This window comes from Streptomyces specialis, from assembly GCF_001493375.1.
GTDB classification, from domain to species: Bacteria; Actinomycetota; Actinomycetes; order Streptomycetales; family Streptomycetaceae; genus Streptomyces; species Streptomyces specialis.
The window spans coordinates 151,500-169,204 of record NZ_LN929896.1 but is presented as its reverse complement, the minus strand read 5'-3'; the positions used below and the strand labels follow the sequence as shown (position 1 = coordinate 169,204).

General features: G+C 72.6%; 17 protein-coding genes and 1 pseudogene. 12 read left to right on the top strand and 6 right to left on the bottom strand.

What is annotated here, in order from left to right; genetic code table 11:
- The first annotated feature begins 1,248 nt into the window (after positions 1-1,248).
- The 3 genes and pseudogenes from BN2279_RS18980 to BN2279_RS18970 all read left to right on the top strand — a co-directional run bounded on the left by BN2279_RS18980 (position 1,249) and on the right by BN2279_RS18970 (position 3,594).
- Positions 1,249-2,400: an ROK family glucokinase gene (locus BN2279_RS18980; protein ID WP_059011249.1), complete on the top strand. Its 1,152-nt coding sequence runs from the start codon at positions 1,249-1,251 to the stop codon at positions 2,398-2,400.
- Positions 2,397-2,969: a hypothetical protein gene (locus BN2279_RS18975; RefSeq protein WP_059011247.1), complete on the top strand. Its 573-nt coding sequence runs from the start codon at positions 2,397-2,399 to the stop codon at positions 2,967-2,969. The genes BN2279_RS18980 and BN2279_RS18975 overlap by 4 nt, the downstream gene beginning before the upstream one ends.
- Positions 2,966-3,594 (top strand): annotated as a pseudogene (locus BN2279_RS18970) (GNAT family N-acetyltransferase). The gene BN2279_RS18975 and the pseudogene BN2279_RS18970 overlap by 4 nt, the downstream one beginning before the upstream one ends.
- Before the next feature lie 32 nt (positions 3,595-3,626).
- Here BN2279_RS18970 and BN2279_RS18965 read toward each other — a convergent pair.
- The 4 genes from BN2279_RS18965 to BN2279_RS29510 form a co-directional block, all read right to left on the bottom strand.
- Positions 3,627-4,757, bottom strand: a complete 1,131-nt coding sequence (locus tag BN2279_RS18965; RefSeq protein ID WP_059011245.1) for a glycerate kinase — start codon at positions 4,755-4,757, stop codon at positions 3,627-3,629.
- A gap of 79 nt (positions 4,758-4,836) precedes the next feature.
- Positions 4,837-6,258 (bottom strand): phytoene desaturase family protein, encoded by a 1,422-nt coding sequence (locus BN2279_RS18960; RefSeq protein WP_059011243.1) that lies wholly within the window; start codon positions 6,256-6,258, stop codon positions 4,837-4,839.
- Between the two features lie 36 nt (positions 6,259-6,294).
- Positions 6,295-7,128, bottom strand: a complete 834-nt coding sequence (locus tag BN2279_RS18955) for an inositol monophosphatase family protein (protein ID WP_059011241.1) — start codon at positions 7,126-7,128, stop codon at positions 6,295-6,297.
- A gap of 95 nt (positions 7,129-7,223) precedes the next feature.
- Complete coding sequence (locus tag BN2279_RS29510; RefSeq protein WP_159037283.1) at positions 7,224-8,516, bottom strand: hypothetical protein; 1,293 nt, start codon at positions 8,514-8,516, stop codon at positions 7,224-7,226.
- Between the two features lie 312 nt (positions 8,517-8,828).
- On the opposite strand from BN2279_RS29510, the gene BN2279_RS18945 reads away from it, so the two are divergent.
- Entirely contained in the window at positions 8,829-9,617 is a 789-nt protein-coding gene (locus tag BN2279_RS18945) for an SIR2 family NAD-dependent protein deacylase (RefSeq protein WP_407702268.1), read from the top strand.
- Positions 9,618-9,649: 32 nt separating this feature from the next.
- Positions 9,650-10,510, top strand: coding sequence for a Clp protease N-terminal domain-containing protein (locus BN2279_RS18940; protein WP_079032305.1), 861 nt, complete (start codon positions 9,650-9,652; stop codon positions 10,508-10,510).
- Between the two features lie 181 nt (positions 10,511-10,691).
- Here the strand turns inward: BN2279_RS18940 and BN2279_RS18935 are convergent, their stop codons facing one another.
- Positions 10,692-11,159, bottom strand: a complete 468-nt coding sequence (locus BN2279_RS18935; protein ID WP_159037282.1) for a hypothetical protein — start codon at positions 11,157-11,159, stop codon at positions 10,692-10,694.
- 126 nt (positions 11,160-11,285) lie between these two features.
- The gene (locus BN2279_RS18930) at positions 11,286-12,143 is read right to left on the bottom strand and encodes an AraC family transcriptional regulator (RefSeq protein WP_059011235.1); all 858 of its coding nucleotides are present in this window, start codon (positions 12,141-12,143) and stop codon (positions 11,286-11,288) included.
- 50 nt (positions 12,144-12,193) lie between these two features.
- Between BN2279_RS18930 and BN2279_RS18925 the strand changes: the two genes are divergently transcribed.
- From BN2279_RS18925 to BN2279_RS18895, 7 genes are all read left to right on the top strand, one after another.
- Positions 12,194-12,625: a DUF2000 domain-containing protein gene (locus BN2279_RS18925; protein ID WP_059011233.1), complete on the top strand. Its 432-nt coding sequence runs from the start codon at positions 12,194-12,196 to the stop codon at positions 12,623-12,625.
- A 188-nt stretch (positions 12,626-12,813) separates the two neighbouring features.
- The gene (locus tag BN2279_RS18920; RefSeq protein ID WP_159037281.1) at positions 12,814-13,302 is read left to right on the top strand and encodes a hypothetical protein; all 489 of its coding nucleotides are present in this window, start codon (positions 12,814-12,816) and stop codon (positions 13,300-13,302) included.
- Positions 13,303-13,410: 108 nt separating this feature from the next.
- Positions 13,411-13,893 (top strand): hypothetical protein, encoded by a 483-nt coding sequence (locus BN2279_RS18915; protein WP_059011230.1) that lies wholly within the window; start codon positions 13,411-13,413, stop codon positions 13,891-13,893.
- 65 nt (positions 13,894-13,958) lie between these two features.
- Positions 13,959-15,275, top strand: coding sequence for a DUF7224 domain-containing protein (locus tag BN2279_RS18910; protein ID WP_159037280.1), 1,317 nt, complete (start codon positions 13,959-13,961; stop codon positions 15,273-15,275).
- Positions 15,275-15,865, top strand: a complete 591-nt coding sequence (locus BN2279_RS18905) for a hypothetical protein (protein ID WP_159037279.1) — start codon at positions 15,275-15,277, stop codon at positions 15,863-15,865. The genes BN2279_RS18910 and BN2279_RS18905 overlap by 1 nt, the downstream gene beginning before the upstream one ends.
- Positions 15,866-15,876: 11 nt before the next feature.
- Positions 15,877-16,617, top strand: a complete 741-nt coding sequence (locus tag BN2279_RS18900) for an ABC transporter ATP-binding protein (RefSeq protein ID WP_059011224.1) — start codon at positions 15,877-15,879, stop codon at positions 16,615-16,617.
- A gap of 159 nt (positions 16,618-16,776) precedes the next feature.
- Positions 16,777-17,697, top strand: coding sequence for an esterase/lipase family protein (locus tag BN2279_RS18895; RefSeq protein WP_059011222.1), 921 nt, complete (start codon positions 16,777-16,779; stop codon positions 17,695-17,697).
- Positions 17,698-17,705: the final 8 nt, after the last annotated feature.

The window sequence follows — 17,705 nt, the reverse complement described above, 5'->3', positions numbered from 1 at the left end:
CGGTGGCCAGGGACAGCAGGAGGGGTTCGGCGGTGTGGTGGGTGATCAGGTGGAGGCCCGTGGTCCGGGTGGCGGGGGGGGCTGGCTCTTATACCCATCCGACACCGCCTTTAACCGGGGTTGGCTAGCTCTCGGGGGGGTGCGAGTCACGTAAGAACCGAAAAGGCACGGACGTGGTGGTGACCATGTCGTATTTTTTTTTTTTCAAGCAGAAGACGGCATACGAGGTTTCTGCCTGTCTCGTGGGCTCGGAGATGTGTATAGGAGACAGTGGGGGTCGCGAGTACGTCGCAGCGGGTGAACAGGGCGGCCAGGGCGGCGTCGTTGAGGGTGCGGGCGGCCGGGACGCCGGCGCGCAGCGCCGTCCAGGCGGCGGCCGGGTCCCGCAGGCGGACCGGGAGGTCCAGCACGGTGACCGGGAGGCGGGACAGGGCGGCGCGGGCAGCCCGCGCGACGGCGGGGGCCGTGTCGGCATAGCCGAGGGTGGCGGACCAGACGACCCGCGGCACGGTGGTGGGCGGCGCCGGGAGAGCGCCGGCGATCGCCGTCAGGTACGCCGCCGCGTCCGCGGCGTGGCGGGTGAGGACGCCGCCGACGTTCAGGCCGGCGCGGTCGCGGGGCGGGAGGCGGCCGTTGGTCGGTTTCAGGCCCAGCACGCCGCACCACGCCGCCGGTATCCGCACCGAGCCCGCGCCGTCGCTGCCGGTGGCCAGCGGGACCATGCCCGTCGCCACCGCGACCGCCGAGCCGGCCGACGAGCCGCCGGGGGAGAGGGACGGGTCCGACGGGTTCAGCGTGCGGCCCCGGTCCGTGCGGCCCCACGTCTGCCACACCGTGCCACGGCCGGGAACGGCCGTGGCGCCCACCGGGACGCAACCCGCCGCCAGCAGCCGCCGGCTCTGCGCCGACGACAGGCCCTCCGTGGCCTTCACCCCGATCGGGACCCCGGCCAGCGGCAGCCGGTCACCGAGGCGGATCGCGCGGTCCACCTCCCGGGCGGCCTCCGTCACCGGCCAGACCGCCGTGAACGCCCGCACCGAGCCGTCGACGCGGTCGATCGCCCGCAGCGCCGCCGCCGCGACCTCGGCCGCCGACAGCTCCCGTGCCCGCACCGCCGCCGCGATCTCCACGGCCGGCAGCCGCGCGTACTCCTCGTCCCGCATCACGCGAAGTGAACTGCCGCGCACCGTCCGCGTCAAGGCTCGGAGCGCGCCCGCCGTCCGGCCGGGTAGGGCACAATCGGACGCGATGAGTACCTACCGTGAGCGCGCGCATCGCCAGACGGCCCGGGCGACGGTGCTGAGCGCCATCGCCACCCGCGAGCGCCGCTCACATCTGTCCGCGCCGCGCGTGCCGACCGTCGGCATCGACATCGGCGGCACGAAGGTCATGGCCGGGGTCGTGGACGCCGATGGCACGGTCCTGGAGCGGGTGCGGACGGAGACGCCCGACAAGTCCAAGAGCCCCAAGGTGGTCGAGGACACCATCGCCGAGTTGGTGCTCGACCTCTCCGACCGGCACGACGTGCACGCCGTGGGGATCGGCGCCGCCGGGTGGGTGGACGCCGACCAGTCGCGCGTGCTGTTCGCCCCGCACCTGGCCTGGCGCAACGAGCCGCTGCGCGACGCGCTGGCCGCCCGGCTGGTGGTGCCGATCCTGGTGGACAACGACGCGAACACCGCCGCCTGGGGCGAGTGGCGGTTCGGCGCGGGCCGGGGCGCCGAGCACCTGGTGATGATCACGCTGGGCACCGGCATCGGCGGCGCGATACTGGAGGGCGGCCGGGTCAAGCGCGGCGCCTACGGGGTGGCCGGGGAGTTCGGGCACATGCAGGTCGTGCCGGGCGGCCACCGCTGCGCCTGCGGGAACCGCGGCTGCTGGGAGCAGTACAGCTCCGGCAACGCGCTGGTCCGCGAGGCGCGCGAGCTGGCCGCGGCGGACTCGCCGGTCGCGCACCACATCCTGGACCGGGTGGGCGGCGAGGTCGCCGAGATCACCGGTCCGCTGATCACCGACCTGGCCCGCGAGGGCGATCCGATGTGTGTGGAGCTGTTGCAGGACATGGGCCGCTGGCTGGGCGTCGGCATCGCCAACCTGGCCGCCGCGCTGGACCCGGCCCGCTTCGTCGTCGGCGGGGGCGTGAGCGACGCCGACGACCTGCTCATCGAGCCGGCCCGCGAGGCGTTCCGTCGGCACCTCACCGGGCGGGGGTACCGGCCGGAGGCGGAGATCGTCCGGGCCGAACTGGGCACCGACGCGGGCATGGTGGGCGCCGCCGACCTGGCCCGGCTGGTCGCCCGGCGCTTCCGCCGCGCCAACCGGCGCCGCGCCGAACGCGCCCACCGGGGCGCCGCGTTCGAGCTGCGGCTGCCGCCGCGGGGCCGGGCGGCCCGGCCATGACCGGCGCCCCCACGAGCGCGTCCGGCGTGGGCGCCTCCCCGCAGCGGCCCCCGAGGCGACCGCGCCACCGCTGGCTCGCGGCGATCGTCGTCTTCCTGCTGATCGCGATCCCGGCCGCGTATCTCGCGCTGTCCGCCTACCAGAGCCGCGACAGCGGCGAGGACAAGGCCCGTTCGGCGTCGGCGCGCGCGCTGATCTACGAGTGGCCGAGCAAGGTGATGCGCCGCATCTACGACGTGCCGATCCCCAACGGCGCCGGGTACGTGGGGTATTACGAGACGAACTCCTGGGACGAGTCCACGCTGTACGTGGAGTTCCGGTGCTCGCCCGGCCAGCTCACCGCGTTCCTGGAGGAGTTGGGAACGGACCGGTCGGCGCTGGCCGAGGCCACCGTGACCATCGGCCGGTCGCGCGCGGACGTGATCGGCTGGCAACTCGACGATCCCACGCGGACCTTCGCGGGCACGGTCGTGCAGCAGTCGGAGCAGGAGCCCGAGGTGTCGGTCACGGTCGATCTGACGCGGGAAGAGCGGCCCCGGGTCTATGTCGTCTCCACCACCAACCCCTGACCCGCCCGTTCGGACGCCATGAACGGCCCGCGCGATGGGATCTCCCGCCGCCGGACGGCGGGTGCACGGTGATCCCGCCGCCCGGGTGAACGCGACGCCGGGGTCGTCGCGTTCACCGCGCACGCGGTGATCTTCACCCGCGAGGACGAGGACTGGATCCGGGCGGCGCTGCGCGCGTGCTCCGCCGACTCCCTGGCGTCCGGCGTTCCTCACTGCGCTGTCGGCCCGCACCGGCCGGCGCGCCGACACCGTCCACCTGCTGACCGTCGCCCAACCCCTCCCGGGCCGCCCGGAGTTGGCGCTGCGCGAGATCGGGCGCCAGGAGCATCCGGGGGTGGCGCGGGCGCTGAGGTTCCGCGACGGCGTGCGGGTGTCCGCCGCCGAGGGCGGGATCGGGGTGCTCGGGCGCGGCGTCGCCGGGCGCCGGGAGACGGCGATCGAGGTGGACGAGGCGGCCCGTGGCCGGGGCCTGGATCGCGCCCTGGCCACGGCCACCCGCCATCTCGTCCCGGACGGCGAGCCGCTGTGGGCCCAGCAGGCACCGGGCAACGCGCGGAGCGTGCGGGTCTTCCAGGCCGCGGCCCACCGCCCGGTCGGGGCGGAGGCGTTGCTGGTCGCGGCGTGACGGCGGCGGTTCCCGTGCGCGGGGCGCGCGGGTCAGAGGTGGTTCTCGGCGACGCGGCGGGCGACGCGTTCCAGCAGGGGGGCGGCCCGGGCGACGCAGACGGCGGGGTCGGGCTCCTCGTCGGTCAGGGGATAGGCCCGGTCGATCCCGGCGGCACGCAGGGTGTCCTCGTCCAGGGTCAGCCTGCCGCAGACCGCGACGACCGGTTTACCGGCCGCGCGTGCCGCCGCCGCGACACCGGCCGGGGCCTTGCCGCGGAGGGTCTGCTCGTCCAGGGAGCCCTCGCCGGTGATCACCAGATCGGCGCGGTCGAGGGCGGCGGTGAAGCCGAGGACGTCGAGCAGCACGTCGATGCCGGGCCGGAAGACGGCGTTCAGGCCGAGGAGCGCGCCGAAGCCGACGCCGCCCGCCGCTCCCGCACCGGGCGCCCGGGCCGCGTCGGCGGCGCGCGCGCCCAGGGTGCGCTCCAGGACGCGGGACAGGTTCGTCAGGGCGCCGTCCAGCGCCTCGACCTCGACCGGGTCGGCGCCCTTCTGCGGGCCGTAGACGGCGGCGGCGCCGTTCGGCCCGGTCAGCGGGTTGTCCACGTCGCTCGCGAGGACGAACTCCGTGTCCTTCAGCCGGGGATCGAGCCCGGACAGGTCGGCCTCGGTCAGCTCGCGCAGCGGTCCGCCGCCGTGCGGCAGCGGGTCGCCGTCGGCGTCCAGCAGCCTGGCGCCGAGGGCGGTCAGCATCCCGGCGCCGCCGTCCGTGGTGGCCGAGCCGCCGACGCCGAGCACGACCGTGCGCGCCCCGGCGTCGAGGGCAGCCGTGATCAGCTCGCCGGTGCCGAACGTGGTCGCGGTCATCGGCGCGAACGTGAACGGCGGCAGCAGCCGCAGCCCCGACGCCTGCGCCATCTCGACCACGGCGACGTCGTCGCGCAGCGCGAACGACGCGGTGACCGGCAGCCCCAGCGGTCCGGTGACCTCGACCTCCCGGGCGGTGAAGCCGCCCGCGACGGCCGCGTCGACCGTTCCGTCGCCGCCGTCGGCGACCGGCAGCGACTCGATCCCCGCCGCCGGCCGCACGGCGCGGATACCGGCCGCGACATGCCGCCCGACCTCGGCGGCCGTCAGCGAACCCTTGAACTTGTCCGCGGCGATGAGCACGTTCCCGGTCATGTCGGCCTCCTCGGTGCCTCGGGCCGACCCTATCCACGGCCGTCCGCGCCCACACCCGGACCGGCGTCCGGTGCGACGGTCAGACCGCGCGGCGCAGCCGGCGCCAGACGGCCTTGGCCGCGTTGTGGCCCGACATGCCGTGCACCCCGGGCGCGGGCCAGGAGGCGGACGAGCAGAGGAAGACGGCGGGGTGCGCGGTGGCGTACGGGTTGAACCGGGCCCGGGGCCGGAACATCGTCTGGAGGCCGGAGAACGCGCCGCACGCGATGTCGCCGCCCACGTAGTTCGCGTTGCGGCGCTCCAGCTCGGCGGGCCCGGCGGTCGCGCGGGCCAGCACCAGATCGCGGAAGCCGGGCGCGAACCGCTCGATCTGCCGTTCGATCGCGTCAGTGAGATCGCCGTCCCACCCGTTGGGCACATGTCCGTAGACCCAGAACACCTGCTTGCCCTCCGGTGCCCGCGAGGGGTCCACCACGCCGGGCTGGGAGGTGATCAGGAACGGCACGTCCGGCGCGCGGCCGTCCACGGCCGCCGCGCGCAGGGCCGCGTTGATCTCGCGGGTGCCGGGCCCGAGGTGGACGGGGCCGGCCCGCCGCGCCGCCTCGGAGCGCCACGGCACCGGGCCGTCCAGCGCGTAGTCGATCTTGAACACGGCGGCGCCGTACCGGAAGTGGTCGAACGCCCGGCCGAGCCCGGCGATCCTGGCGAGCGCGGTGGGCGAGGTGTCGAAGACGTACGCCCGCGCGGGCGGCAGCTCGTCCAGCCGTTTCACCTCGACGCCGGTGTGCACGGTCCCGCCGAGCGCGCGCAGGTACCCGGCGAGCGCGTCCGAGATCGCCTGCGACCCGCCGCGCGCCACCGGCCAGCCGACCTCGTGCGCGGCCAGCGCGAACACCAGGGCGATGGCGCTGGTCGCGAGCGTGGTCGTGGGCGCGATGACGTGCCCGGCCAGGCCGGACAGCAGGGCGCGGGCGGGCTCGTCGCGGAAGCGGCGGGTCAGCCAGGAGACGGGCTGGATGCCGTTGACGCCGAACCGCGCCAGGGTGACCGGGTCGCGCGGCGGCCCGTCCCAGGGCACCTTGAGGAAGTCCCCGACGAGCGTCTCCCACTTGCCGAGATAGGGCGCGAGCATCCGCCGGTACGTCCCGGCGTCGCGCGGGCCGAGCGAGGCGGCCGTCTCCCCCGGCGAGGGGGAGAGCACGGCGGCGCGGCCGTCGGGGAAGGGGTGGGCCAGGGCCAGCTCGGGGTGCAGCCAGGTCAGGCCGTACTTCTCCAGCGGCATCCGGTTGAACGCGGGGGAGCCGACGCCCATGGGGTGGACGGCCGAGCACGGGTCGTGCCGGAAGCCCGGCAGCGTCAGCTCCTCCGTCCGGGCGCCGCCGCCGACGGTCTCCTTGGCCTCGAACACCTCGACCGACAGGCCCCGGCGGGCCAGCTCGACGGCGGCCGTCAGCCCGTTCGGCCCCGCTCCCACGACGACGGCGTCACACAAGGACGGCACTTACGGCTCCCCTCGCCGGTGAGATCGAAGTTCGGGTCAGGCGACCGCTCCGGGGCGGCCCGCGGTCAGGAACCCGAGGATACGCCGAGCGGTGGCCTCGTCACGCGCCGCCGTGAACGGCAGCGCGTTGTCCCCGGCGAGAGCGAACGACTCGCCGCTGATCGTCAGATGAGCGCCACCGGCCTCACCGACGAGCAGCAGTCCGGCGGCGTGGTCCCAGGCCAGTTCCCAACTGAACGCGACCGCGTCCAGGTGTCCGGAGGCGACGGCCAGGTACTCCAGACCGGCCGAGCCGCAGGGGCGGGGCGCGACGCCGTCCGTCCACAGGCCCGACAAGGCGCGCTTCTGGTCGTGGGTGGTGTAGTCGGGGTGGGAGCACGCCACCTCCAGCACCTTGCCGGACGGCGGGGAGCCCGCGGTGAGCGGCTCGCCGTTCAGCCACGCGCCCGCTCCGCGCCGGGCGTGCGCGAGAGACTCGCGCGCCGGGGCGTAGGTCCAGGAGGCGAGCACCTCGCCTCGGTGCGCCAGGGCGACCAGGGTGCAGAACCCGGGTTCGCCGCGCACGAACTGGCGGGTGCCGTCGACCGGATCGACGATCCACACCGGAGCGTCGCCCCGCAGGGCCGCGTAGCCCTCGGGGTCCTCGTGCACGCTCTCCTCGCCCACCACCGCCGACCCGGGCAGGATGCGGGTCAACTCGCCCGCCAGACGCCGTTCGGCGTTGCGGTCGGCGATGGTCACCAGGTCGTGCGGTCCGGACTTGACGGTCACCTCGTGCGCGGCCAGGCGCTGCCAGCGCGGCATGATCTCCACGGCCGCCGCCTCACGCACCGCGGCCTCGACATCCGCCACCAGCTTTTCGTCGATCATGTGTCCATCGAAACATGACACGTCCGACATGCCCGCCGGGGGTCGAGGGCTGAGACGGCGGCGGGCCGTCCGGCGGCGATCCGCCGGGCGCGGGTTCAGGCGACGCCGGCCCGGCGCAGCTCGCTGGTCACCGCGTAGTGGTGGCTCGGGGAGACCTTGCTGGCGGCGTCCAGCAGCAGGGGCACCACGACCTCGGGCGCCGTGGCCGCCGCGCGGGCGGCCTCCTCCGCCGTCCTGGCCTGGACGAGCGCCGCCAGCAGGGTGACGGCCTCCTTGCCGTGGCCCGCCGACCACAGCTCGGCCGCGATGCTGCCCGCCTCGGTCGCCGGGCGCGCCGCGCCCTGGCGCAGCAACTGGCCGCAGTCCCGCTCCCGGCCCGCCTCGGCCAGGGCCTCCGCCGCCGAGACCAGCGGCCCCGGCGGCAGCGTGGCGGCCTCCCACAGCAGGGTGGTCAGGTCGGAGAGCATGCCGGTGCGTTCCATCTCGGCCACCAGCGCCGGGAGTCGCTCGGGCGGGCCGCTCGCGGCCTCGCACAGCACCACGTGTGCCGCGCCGTTGAGCCCGTCGGCGCGCAACTGCCGCAGTCGCTCGGCGATGTCGAGAGCGGCCCGGTGATCCTCCGGGGTCGGTGAGAACCGCGGCTCGGGTCTGATCTCCACCCGCACCGCCCCGGCGAACCGGGAACCCCTCAGCGGCGGGGCCCCGCCCGTCTCGGTCTCGGGGTCGGCCGGGATGACGGGCGCGGGCACGGGCACCGGCGCCGCGGTCGGGGCCGCCGTCTCGTCGAGACCGGCGAACCGCGCGCCGCGCGGGCGCCGCACGGCCTTGACCACGGGGGCCGGCGCGGGGGCCGGCGAGGACGTCTCGGGGACCCCGGCGCCCAGCGCGTCGAGGCGGGCCCGCGTCTCGGCGCGGCGGGACAGCAACCGCCCCTGGTCGTCCCGCGCCCACAGCCGCAGCGCGGCGAACCGTTCGGCGTCGAACTCCCGGCCCGTCCGCCGGGCGGTCTCCTCGGCGGCGGCCAACTGCCGTTCCCGCGTCTCGACTTCGCGCTGGGCCCGGTCGAGTTCCAGCAGCCGGCGGGTGAGCGTCTCCCGGCCGCCGGGCAGCGCGTCCTCGGCGCGGGTGGTGGCGTCGTAGGCGTCGCGCAGACGCTGACCCATCTGCTGCGCGGCGGCCGGGCCTTGACGGCCCGCCAGATCCTGGAGCAGGTCGGCGACGGCGTCCCAGGGCGGTAGTTCACGGCCCGTCAGCCATGCCTGTAGCTGCTCGCCGTTGCGCCGGCCGAAGGCCGCGAACCAGCCGTCGTCCGGGTCGAGAACATGTGTGACCGCCCGGAGTTCGGTCGTGAAGGCGGCCAACCGGGCCGTCATATCGTGCTGAGCCAAGCGCACATCCGCCATAACGGTACTGAACCCAAGTCGGTTGCTGATCGTGTTCCCGGTTGGTTACGGGTTGTTTTCGAGCTGCTCTTTCCGGCCTTTGCCCGTTCCGCGAGTGTGTGCGGACGGCCGGCGCGCGAAGTGGCGGGCCGTTCCGGCGTTCCGCCACCCAGGGTCCCACGACGGTCACGCCGTGGTCGCGCTGTCGGGGTCCGGTGAGGGTTTTCCGGCCAATCCGCGCCGCCCAGGTCACCGAGCCGGGCGCGCGGGACCGGTGGTGATCGGGGTGAACGGGCGGCGGAGCCTAGGCTTTCCGGCATGACGCGCATGAGCGGCGGCGAGAGCCAGGACCCCGGCGGGCGCCCGCTGGTGGCCATCCTCAGCGGTGCCGGTATCTCGACGGACTCCGGCATCCCCGACTACCGGGGGCCGTCCGGCCTGTGGCGGCGCGACCCCGAGGCCGAGAAGCTGGTCACCTACGACTACTACCTCAACGACGCGGACGTCCGCCGCCGTTCGTGGCTGATGCGCCGCGACAGCCCGGTGTTCCGGGCCGCGCCGAACGCCGCGCACGAGGCGATCGTCCGGCTGGAGCGGTCGGGGGTACCCGTCCGCGTCATCACGCAGAACGTGGACGGCCTCCACCAGGCCGCCGGGCTGTCCCCGCGCAAGGTCGTCGAACTGCACGGCAACGCCCGGTCCGTGCTGTGCGTCGTCTGCGGCGCGCGCGGCACGACGGAGGACGCGGTGGCGCGGGTGGAGGCGGGGGAGCCGGACCCGGCGTGCGAGGAGGGCGGCGGCATCCTGAAGACGGCCACCGTGATGTTCGGGCAGGCGCTGGACCCGGAGCGGCTGGGGGAGGCGGTGGCGATCGCGCGGGCCTGTGACGTGTTCATCGTGGTCGGCAGCAGCCTCCAGGTGCGGCCCGCCGCCTCCCTCCCCGGGGTCGCGGCGGACCACGGCGCCCGCCTGATCATCGTCAACGCCGAGCCGACCCCGTACGACGACCTCGCGGACGAGGTGATCCGGGAGCCGATCGGCACCTCGTTCCCGGCGCTGCTGGAACGGCTGACCACCGGGCCCGGCGGAGTGTCAACGTCGGGTTGACAGTCGGGCAGGTGTCAACTTAAGGTTGACGCATGGTTGATCCTCTTCGCATGACCAATCCCGTCCGCCTCGACGACCTCATCGATGTCATCAAGGCGGCCCACACCGACGCCCTCGACCAGCTCGCCGACGCCGTGATCGCCGCCGATCACCTCGGCGACGTGGCCGATCACCTCATCGGCCACTTCGTGGACCAGGCGCGGCGCTCCGGCGCGTCCTGGACGGACATCGGCCGGAGCATGGGCGTCAGCAGGCAGGCGGCGCAGAAGCGGTTCGTCGCCAAGGAGTCGGACGCGGCGCCGGACCTCGACCCGAGCCAGGGCTTCGGCCGGTTCACCCCCCGGGCGAAGAACGTCGTGATGGCCGGGCAGAACGAAGCGCGCGCGGCGCGGAACGACCGGATCCGGCCCCCGCACCTCGTCCTCGGCCTCCTCGCCGAGCCGGAAGGGCTCGCCGTGCGCGCGCTCGTGGACCTGGGCGTGACGCCGGAGGCCGTCCGGGCGGCGGCCACGGCCGCCCTCCCGGCCCCGATGGAGGACGGCGAGCCGCCGGCCCTCATCCCCTACGACTCCGCCGCCAAGAAGGCGCTCGAACTCACCTTCCGCGAGGCCCTGCGGCTGGGGCACAACTACATCGGGACCGAGCATCTCCTGCTGGCGCTGCTGGAGTTCGAGGACGGCAGCGGAGTGCTCTCGGGCCTCGGCGTGGAGAAGCCGGCCGTCGAGGAGTTCGTCACCACCACCCTCGCCGCCCTGACGCCTCACTCTTACATACATCTCCCGCGGCCGACGCAGAGGTTTGTCATCCGCCTTAAATGCACCGCTCCTCTATCCTGTTCGGTGTTGCGATATCGTGTGTCCGTGCATGTGTCGTGTCGTATCTCGTGTGTGTAGATCCGATTTGTTTTTTAATCTCACGTGCACCTCGACCTTTCTCTCTACCCTCTTCGTCGGCAGCGTCGGATGTGTAAAGGAGACCGCGGCGTGGCCGGGCATCCCCCTGATCACCCCGCCCCACCGGGACCGGTGAACGCCGGACCCGCCAGGTGGAGGAACGCGGAGGCCATACCCGGGCTCATCCCCACCAGTTGAAGACGATGGCGCCGATGGTCCCGGGTTTCCACACCTTGACCTGGGCCTTTTCATAGGGGAGCAGCTCCGACAGATCCGCGTCGGCCGTGGGCGTGCTCAGGAACTCCGCGGAGAGGGGCTCGAAGCCCGCCCACACGAAGTGTTCCGCCCAGGACGGGGGCGGAAGAAATCCAGGTGAATGATTCACCTCTTCGTCGGCCCTCGCGAAGGCGACCCAGGGGTAGTGGTGGTGACCCAGCACGGCGACGCTCTCGTCATACGAGGAGAGGAGCGCGGTGCGGTAGTTCGTGCAGGGGTCCGGCGGCGGGAAGGCGACGCTTCGCATCCCGGTGGCTCTCGTCACCGCGTGGCACGCGGACCTGAACGGTCCGGCACCGACCTCCGGCAGGGCCGGATCGTCGCGCGGGGCCAGCCCGGTGGTGCCCGCGGGCAGGCGCACCGGTCGTTCCATGATCGCCATCCTGTTCCCGCCCGCCGAGGGAGTCGTGTGCGCCGCGTTGCGCTGGGTGCGACGTACTACACCCTGCACCACGGCACCCCCGGCAGGGTCGCCGCCTACCGCCGGAGAACTCCCGGCTCAGCCCGCCCGGGCCCCGACCGGTGGCGCTTTCCGTACGCCGTCGTCGCCCCGGGCCCGAGCGGGGACCGTGCGGGCGTAGTGCCCGGGGGTGGTGCCCAGGAGCCGTTTGAAGTGCCGGGTGAGGTGCGACTGGTCGTAGAAGCCTGCCGCCGCCGCCACCTCGGCGGGCGGGCGGCCGTCGAGGAGCAGCCGCCGGGCGCGATCGACGCGGCGGGCCATCACGTACTGGTGCGGGGCGATGCCGAAGACGGCGGTGAACGCCCGCACCAGGTGCGTGGGATGCGCGTGGACCAGCTTCGCGGCCTCGTCCAGGCTCACGCCGTGGAGCAGCCGTTCGTCGAGGAGGTCGCGCAGACGGTGGGCCACGCCGGAGTTTGCGCGCGGCGGCTGCGCGGCGAGCCGGGGCCGCAGGTGGTCGCGCAGCCGCTCACCGATCAACGCGAGACGGCTCTCCGCCTCCAGTTCGTCACCCCGGCGCGACAGGGCCGTGTGCAACTGCCCGACCCGCTGCCGCAGTACGGGGTCGGCGATGCCGGGGCCGTCCACCGCCGGACCGGTGAAGCTCTCGTCCAGTCGGGTCAGGTCGAGGTAGAGGACCCGCTTGCGGAAGCCCCGCGAGGTGGCGGACGAGCCGTTGTGCGCGACACCCGGGGGCAGCAGGGTCACCGTGTCGCGCGGGGTGCCGTGCTCACGCCGGTTCAGCTCGTAACGGACCGCGCCGTCGTCCACGATCAGCAACGTCCACACGTCGTGGACGTGCATGGGGTACGCGTGCCCGCTGAAGCGGGCATGGAGCACCTCCACGACACCCGGGATCCGCGGGCGCCACGCGGAAACCTCCTGCCGTGCCACCATGCCAAGAACGTACAAGACGGCGCCGTGGGACGGTCGGCAGCCTTCAGGGCATGACCATCGAGAACACGCCCGTACGTTTCGACACCAAGATCGCCGTTCTGCTGCGCGAGGACCTGGAGACCTGGCAACGGCTGAACGTGACCGCGTTCCTGGTCAGTGGCCTCGGCTCGGAGCTTCCCGAGGTCATCGGCGAACCGTACGCCGACGCCGATGGCACCCCGTATCTGCCCATGTTCCGCCAGCCCGTCCTGGTCTTCGAAGGGACGAAGGAGACGCTGACCTCGGCGCACGGCCGCGCCCTGTCCCGCTCGCTTCCCCGGTCGGTGTTCACCTCCGACCTCTTCGCCACCGCCAACGACCGCGACAACCGCGCGGCGGTGCGGGCGGTGCCCAGGGACCGGCTGGACCTGGTGGGCCTCGCCGTGTACGGGCCGCGCAACGCGGTCGACAAGGTCCTCAAAGGCGCCCACATGCACCCCTGAACACTTCGGCGGCGGCGGGGCGGGGCAGCACCGGTTTCCCCCTCGGTCGGCGACGCCGCCCCGAGCCGGGATGTAAGGACAGAGGGCTCTCACGTACGGTGACCGGACTTGACGCCTGAGTGAGCCGCCTCTACGGTGGCCGACTAAGGTGAACATATGATGTGAGTAATTCACATGGGGGTGGGGGCATGTCTGCCCGAAGGGGCCTTGTCAAGGCGCGGATCGCCGCGGTGAGCGGAATAACCGCCACCGCGTGCTTAGGGGGAACACCGGCCGCTTCCGCGGTGTCGCCGACGCTGATCGGTGAGGGAAAGGTCACCGTTCTCAATTGGTCCAGCCATCTGAACTCGGTTGGGCCGGGTTTCCAGTCGCGTCGATGGGACGACGTGAGCTACACGGAGATCCGCTTCACGGGGTGTGACACAAGCTGGCTTTACCCCGTATTCGATGAGAGCGCCGAGGTGGAACTCCGCCAGGACATCAGCCTCCAGCCGGACCGGTCCTGGGGGACGAAAACGGCCAAGAACTGCTTCGAGAGCAGCAGCAGCGTGAGTGCGGGCGAATGGAACGGACTGGCGTCCGGTAGCTATTTCTTCCAGATCGGCCTGGTCAACAGCTCGTACGACCACACGCTGAGTGTCGACCACGTCGCGGTCGACACCACGCACGCGGACTGAATCCCGTCATCGTCCGATCCGCCGAGACGAGCGCCACCGCCCGTCGTCCGCCCGGAGAACGACCGGTGAGACGCCGCGCGACGGATCGTCACCGAAGGAGAACTCGCCATGCCCAGCTTACGGATACGCGTCGCCGTGGTGAGCGGCGTCCTCGCCGCCGCCTTACCGGTGAGCACACCCCTGGCCTCCGCGGCCACCGCCGGGACCGGTGCCGAGGACGGCGGCGTCCAGGTGCTGAACTGGAGCAGCAGCATGACCGGCGTCCTGACCGGGTTCCAGTCGCACAGGTGGGCCGACCAGAGCTACACGGAGCTGATCTTCGAAGGCTGCACGACGAGTACCCCCGTGTACGCCCCGGATCAGAGCACCGAGATAGACATGCGCCACGACCGGTCGTTCCTTCCCGATGTGAGCTACGGCCGGAAGACGGCCTACAACTGCTTCGACGGTGCCAACGAGCAGAGCCGGGGCGAGTGGACCGGTCTGGAATCGGGGGACTACTTCTTCCAGATCATGAAGATCAACGACTCCGAGAGTGGATACCGGCTGAGCGTCGATTATGTGGCGGTCGACACCACTGCGAAAGACTGAGCTCGTCCGGAAGGGGGCCGCCGTTCTGGGGCCCCCTCCTGTCTGGTTAGGTGGCCCTGTTCCCGATGAAATTCTCGACGCGGCTGCGTGTCAACAGCGCCCTGTGGGCGCTGCCGCTGGTCGCAGGCATCACCATTCTGTATTTCTTCAAGGGCTTCGTTCCGGACTTCCGGACCCATGAGGGCGAGCCGGGTTACGCGCCCACGGTCACGTCGTTCGTGCTGTCGAGCTACTACGCCTTGATCTATGCGACGGCCTCCTCGCTGGCCGCTTGGGAGAGTGGTCGGCTGAGGAAGGACGGGGTGTGGCTGCTCGCCCCGGCCCGTCACCGGTTCCGCGTGGCCGCGCAGGCCGTGCTGCCCGTGGTTCTTCTGGCGTGGCTGGTGATCGCCGCGGTCGTGACGATGGCGCTGATCCGGCAGGGAACCGCCCCCACGCTGCCGAGCCTGACGCTGCCGGCGCTCGCGATGACGGTCGCCTCGGCCCACGTGGTGATCGGGTTCGCCGTCGGACTGATCGTGCCCAGACTCGTCGCGGCGCCGCTGCTGGCCGTCGGGGTGTTCTACTGCGTCGCCGCCTCCTGGTCGTACGAGCCGTTCTGGCTCCGGCATGTTTCCGGCCAGTTCCCGGTGAGCCTGGAATACGGCGAACTGCCCACCCTCGACTCCGTCGTGCCGCACATTCTGTTCACCGGCAGCATCGCCGTCGGCCTCGCCGTGATGCTCGCGCCACGGCAGGACCCGCGGCGACGCGTCCTGCGCACGGCCCTGGGCTGCGTCATCGCCGTCACCGGTACGGTCACCGCGCAGCGCGTGACAGCCGACTGGGACTACAACCCCCCGCTCTCCGCCAACAACGTGCCCGTGCGGTGCGCCGGTACGACACCAGCCGTCTGCCTCCCGGAGGACCTGTCCGGAGACCTGGACGCGATACGCGACGAAGTGGACGCGACGCTCTCCGAACTGCGTGACGCCGGCATCGGCACCCCGAATCTGGAAAGCGTCAGCGACAGCAGCGCCAGCGGGCGTTACGCGCCGTCGTCCACCGAACGGACCTGGTGGTTCTCGATCGCCGACAGTTACCGTTCGGGAACGATCCGGCTGGCCCTCGTGACGCACGCGGTCACGTTCCCGTGCGAGCGGCCCGACCCCGTCTTCTCCCGCGCCGCGACGCTCTGGGCGGCCACCGTGGCCGGCGCGGAGCACCTCTATCTGGACTGGCAGCGGGACGAGTTGCGGCAGTACGCCGACAGCCCCGACTGGCTCGAACAGGCCACGGCACGGGTGAGCGAGGTCCGCCGGGAGTCCCCGGCGGACCAGGCCGAATGGTTCCGGGCGGAACTCCGGCGTGCCTGCGCCCCGGCCCCCGCGGACGGCACCTGATGCGGTGGTGGCTGAAAGCCCGGCGGGTCCACGTTCTGCTGCTCCCGGCGCTCGCGGGGTTCTGCCTGATGCTGGCCGTCCTCCAGGAGTCCGTGGTCTCCCTGCCGTCGTTCCTGAACGGTTCGGCGAATCCGGTGCTGTTCGTGCTCATGGCGCCGGTTCCTGTCTGCTCCGCGCTCGCCCTGTCCCTCGACTCCCGCTTGGAGGAGGCCGAACAGACGGGCGTGCGGCAGTCGCACCTGTGGGACGGTGCCCTGATCGGCGGGGTTCTCGCGGTCTCCGTCGGTGCCGGCTGGGTCCTGGACACCGCGCTCGGAACGACGACCGGCCTCCCCGCGGGCCGGAACACCGTCTTCCTCACCGGGTTGGTGCTCTGCCTCCGCGCACTCGTCGGGCCGCCCGCCGTCATGGCGCCCGTGGCCTGGATCTTCGCGGTGATCTTCTTCGGCCTGACCAGCAGCGATCATCCCGCCTTCTGGACGATCCTGCCGCAGACCGGCGGCGACCCGCTCGCCGCGCTCGCCACGGCCTGCGCCATCACCGCGGGACTGGGCGTCCACCTCAGCAACCGCCGCCCCGCCCGCGGGTGAAACGAGGAGAAATGACTCTCGAACTACGCTCCTGCACTTACTCGTACCGCCCCTGGGCGGCCCCGGTCCTCGACAACCTGGACTACACGCTGCCCGACGGACTGACGATCCTGCTGGGCCCGAACGGAGCCGGCAAGTCGACCCTGCTCAAGCTCGCCGCCTCCGTTCATCTGCCGCGTCGCGGCACCGTCACCCTGGACGGCCTGGCGTCCCGCAGCCGCGACTACCGCCGCGCCGTCGCCTGGATGCCGCAGCACATCACCGCGATGAGCCATCTCACCGCCAGGGAACAGGTCGCCTACACCGGCTGGCTGAAGGGCATGAGCCGCCGAGACGCCTGGGACCGGGCGGCCACCGCCCTTGCCCGCGTCGACCTCGCGGCACGGGCGGACACCAAGGCGGGCAGGCTCTCCGGCGGGCAGCTCCGCCGCGTCGGGGTCGCCTCCGCGTTGGTACACGGGGCGCGCGTCATGCTCCTGGACGAGCCGACCGCCGGTATGGACCCGCGTCAGCGGCGCGTGTTCCGGGACGTCCTCGGCTCCCTGACCGAGGACGTCCGGGTGCTGCTGTCCACGCACGATGTGGCGGACCTGGCGGAGGAGTCCGACAGCGTGACCGTGATCGACGACGGGCGCGTCATCCACACCGGCACGACCAGCGCCTTCCTCGCCCACGCTCCGGCCGGTACCCCGTCCGGCCGCACGGCCGAAGCCGCCTACACCGCACTGAGCGAGTCCGGCCGCGATCTCTGACGGAACGCCCCGGTGCCTGGAGCGGGGGTTGTCGGGTGGGGTGGTGGGGGCCTACGTTCGGCGGTGTTCCGCGCAGACGTACGTATCCGTTCCTCAAGCCGCCGTCTCCCGGAGGAAGTTGTGTCCTTACGACCCGTCCGCCACCGGCGCGGGCGTCCGATGCGCCGTCTTCTGGTCGCGGTGGCGGCCCTGGCCGTGGCCGTCACGGCCGTGCCCGCCGCCCGTGCCGACGCCCCGCGCTACCCGGTCGGCGGTCTCCCGGAGGCCGTCGCCAACTTCTTCACCAGCCCGGACGCCGTCGCCGGGGCCAACGACTGGAACTGCGAGCCGTCCGCCGGGCACACCGAGCCGGTCATCCTGGTGCACGCCACCACCATCAACCTCGGCACCAACTGGACCCGGATCTCTCCCACACTGGCCAACGAGGGCCACTGCGTCTTCGCGTTCAACTACGGCATGGGTCCGCTCTCGTTCCTCGGCCGGGTCGGCGGCCTCACCGACGTCGCTTCATCCGCCGAGGAGTTGGACGCCTTCGTGGACGAAGTGCTGGCGGCCACGGGTGCCGAGAAGGTCGATCTGGTCGGCCACTCGCAGGGCGGCATGATGCCGAACCACTACCTCAAGCGGCTCGGCGGCGCCGACACGGTCGACGACTTCGTCGCCCTGGCCCCCACCAACCACGGCACCACGCAGAACGGCCTCGTCACCATCGGCGAGAACCTGGGCCTGCTCGGGCTGGTCAACGGCTTCTTCGACCTCGTCGGCCTCCAGGGCCTGAAGGACCAGGAAGCCGGCTCCGACTTCCAGGAGGCGCTGTTCGCCGACGGCGACACCGTCCCCGGCGTCGACTACACCGTCATCGCGACCCGGCTGGACACCGTGGTCACGCCGTACACGAACAGTTTCCTCGACGGCGAGAACGTCACCAACATCGAACTCCAGGACCAGTGCCCGGACAGCCCTGTCGGCCACACGGGTGTGGCCTTCGACGGCCCCACCATCCAGAACATCCTCAACGCCCTCGGCCCCGACGACCCGGACTTCCAGCCGGAATGCGCCGACTACGGCCCCGACTTCTGAGAACGGAC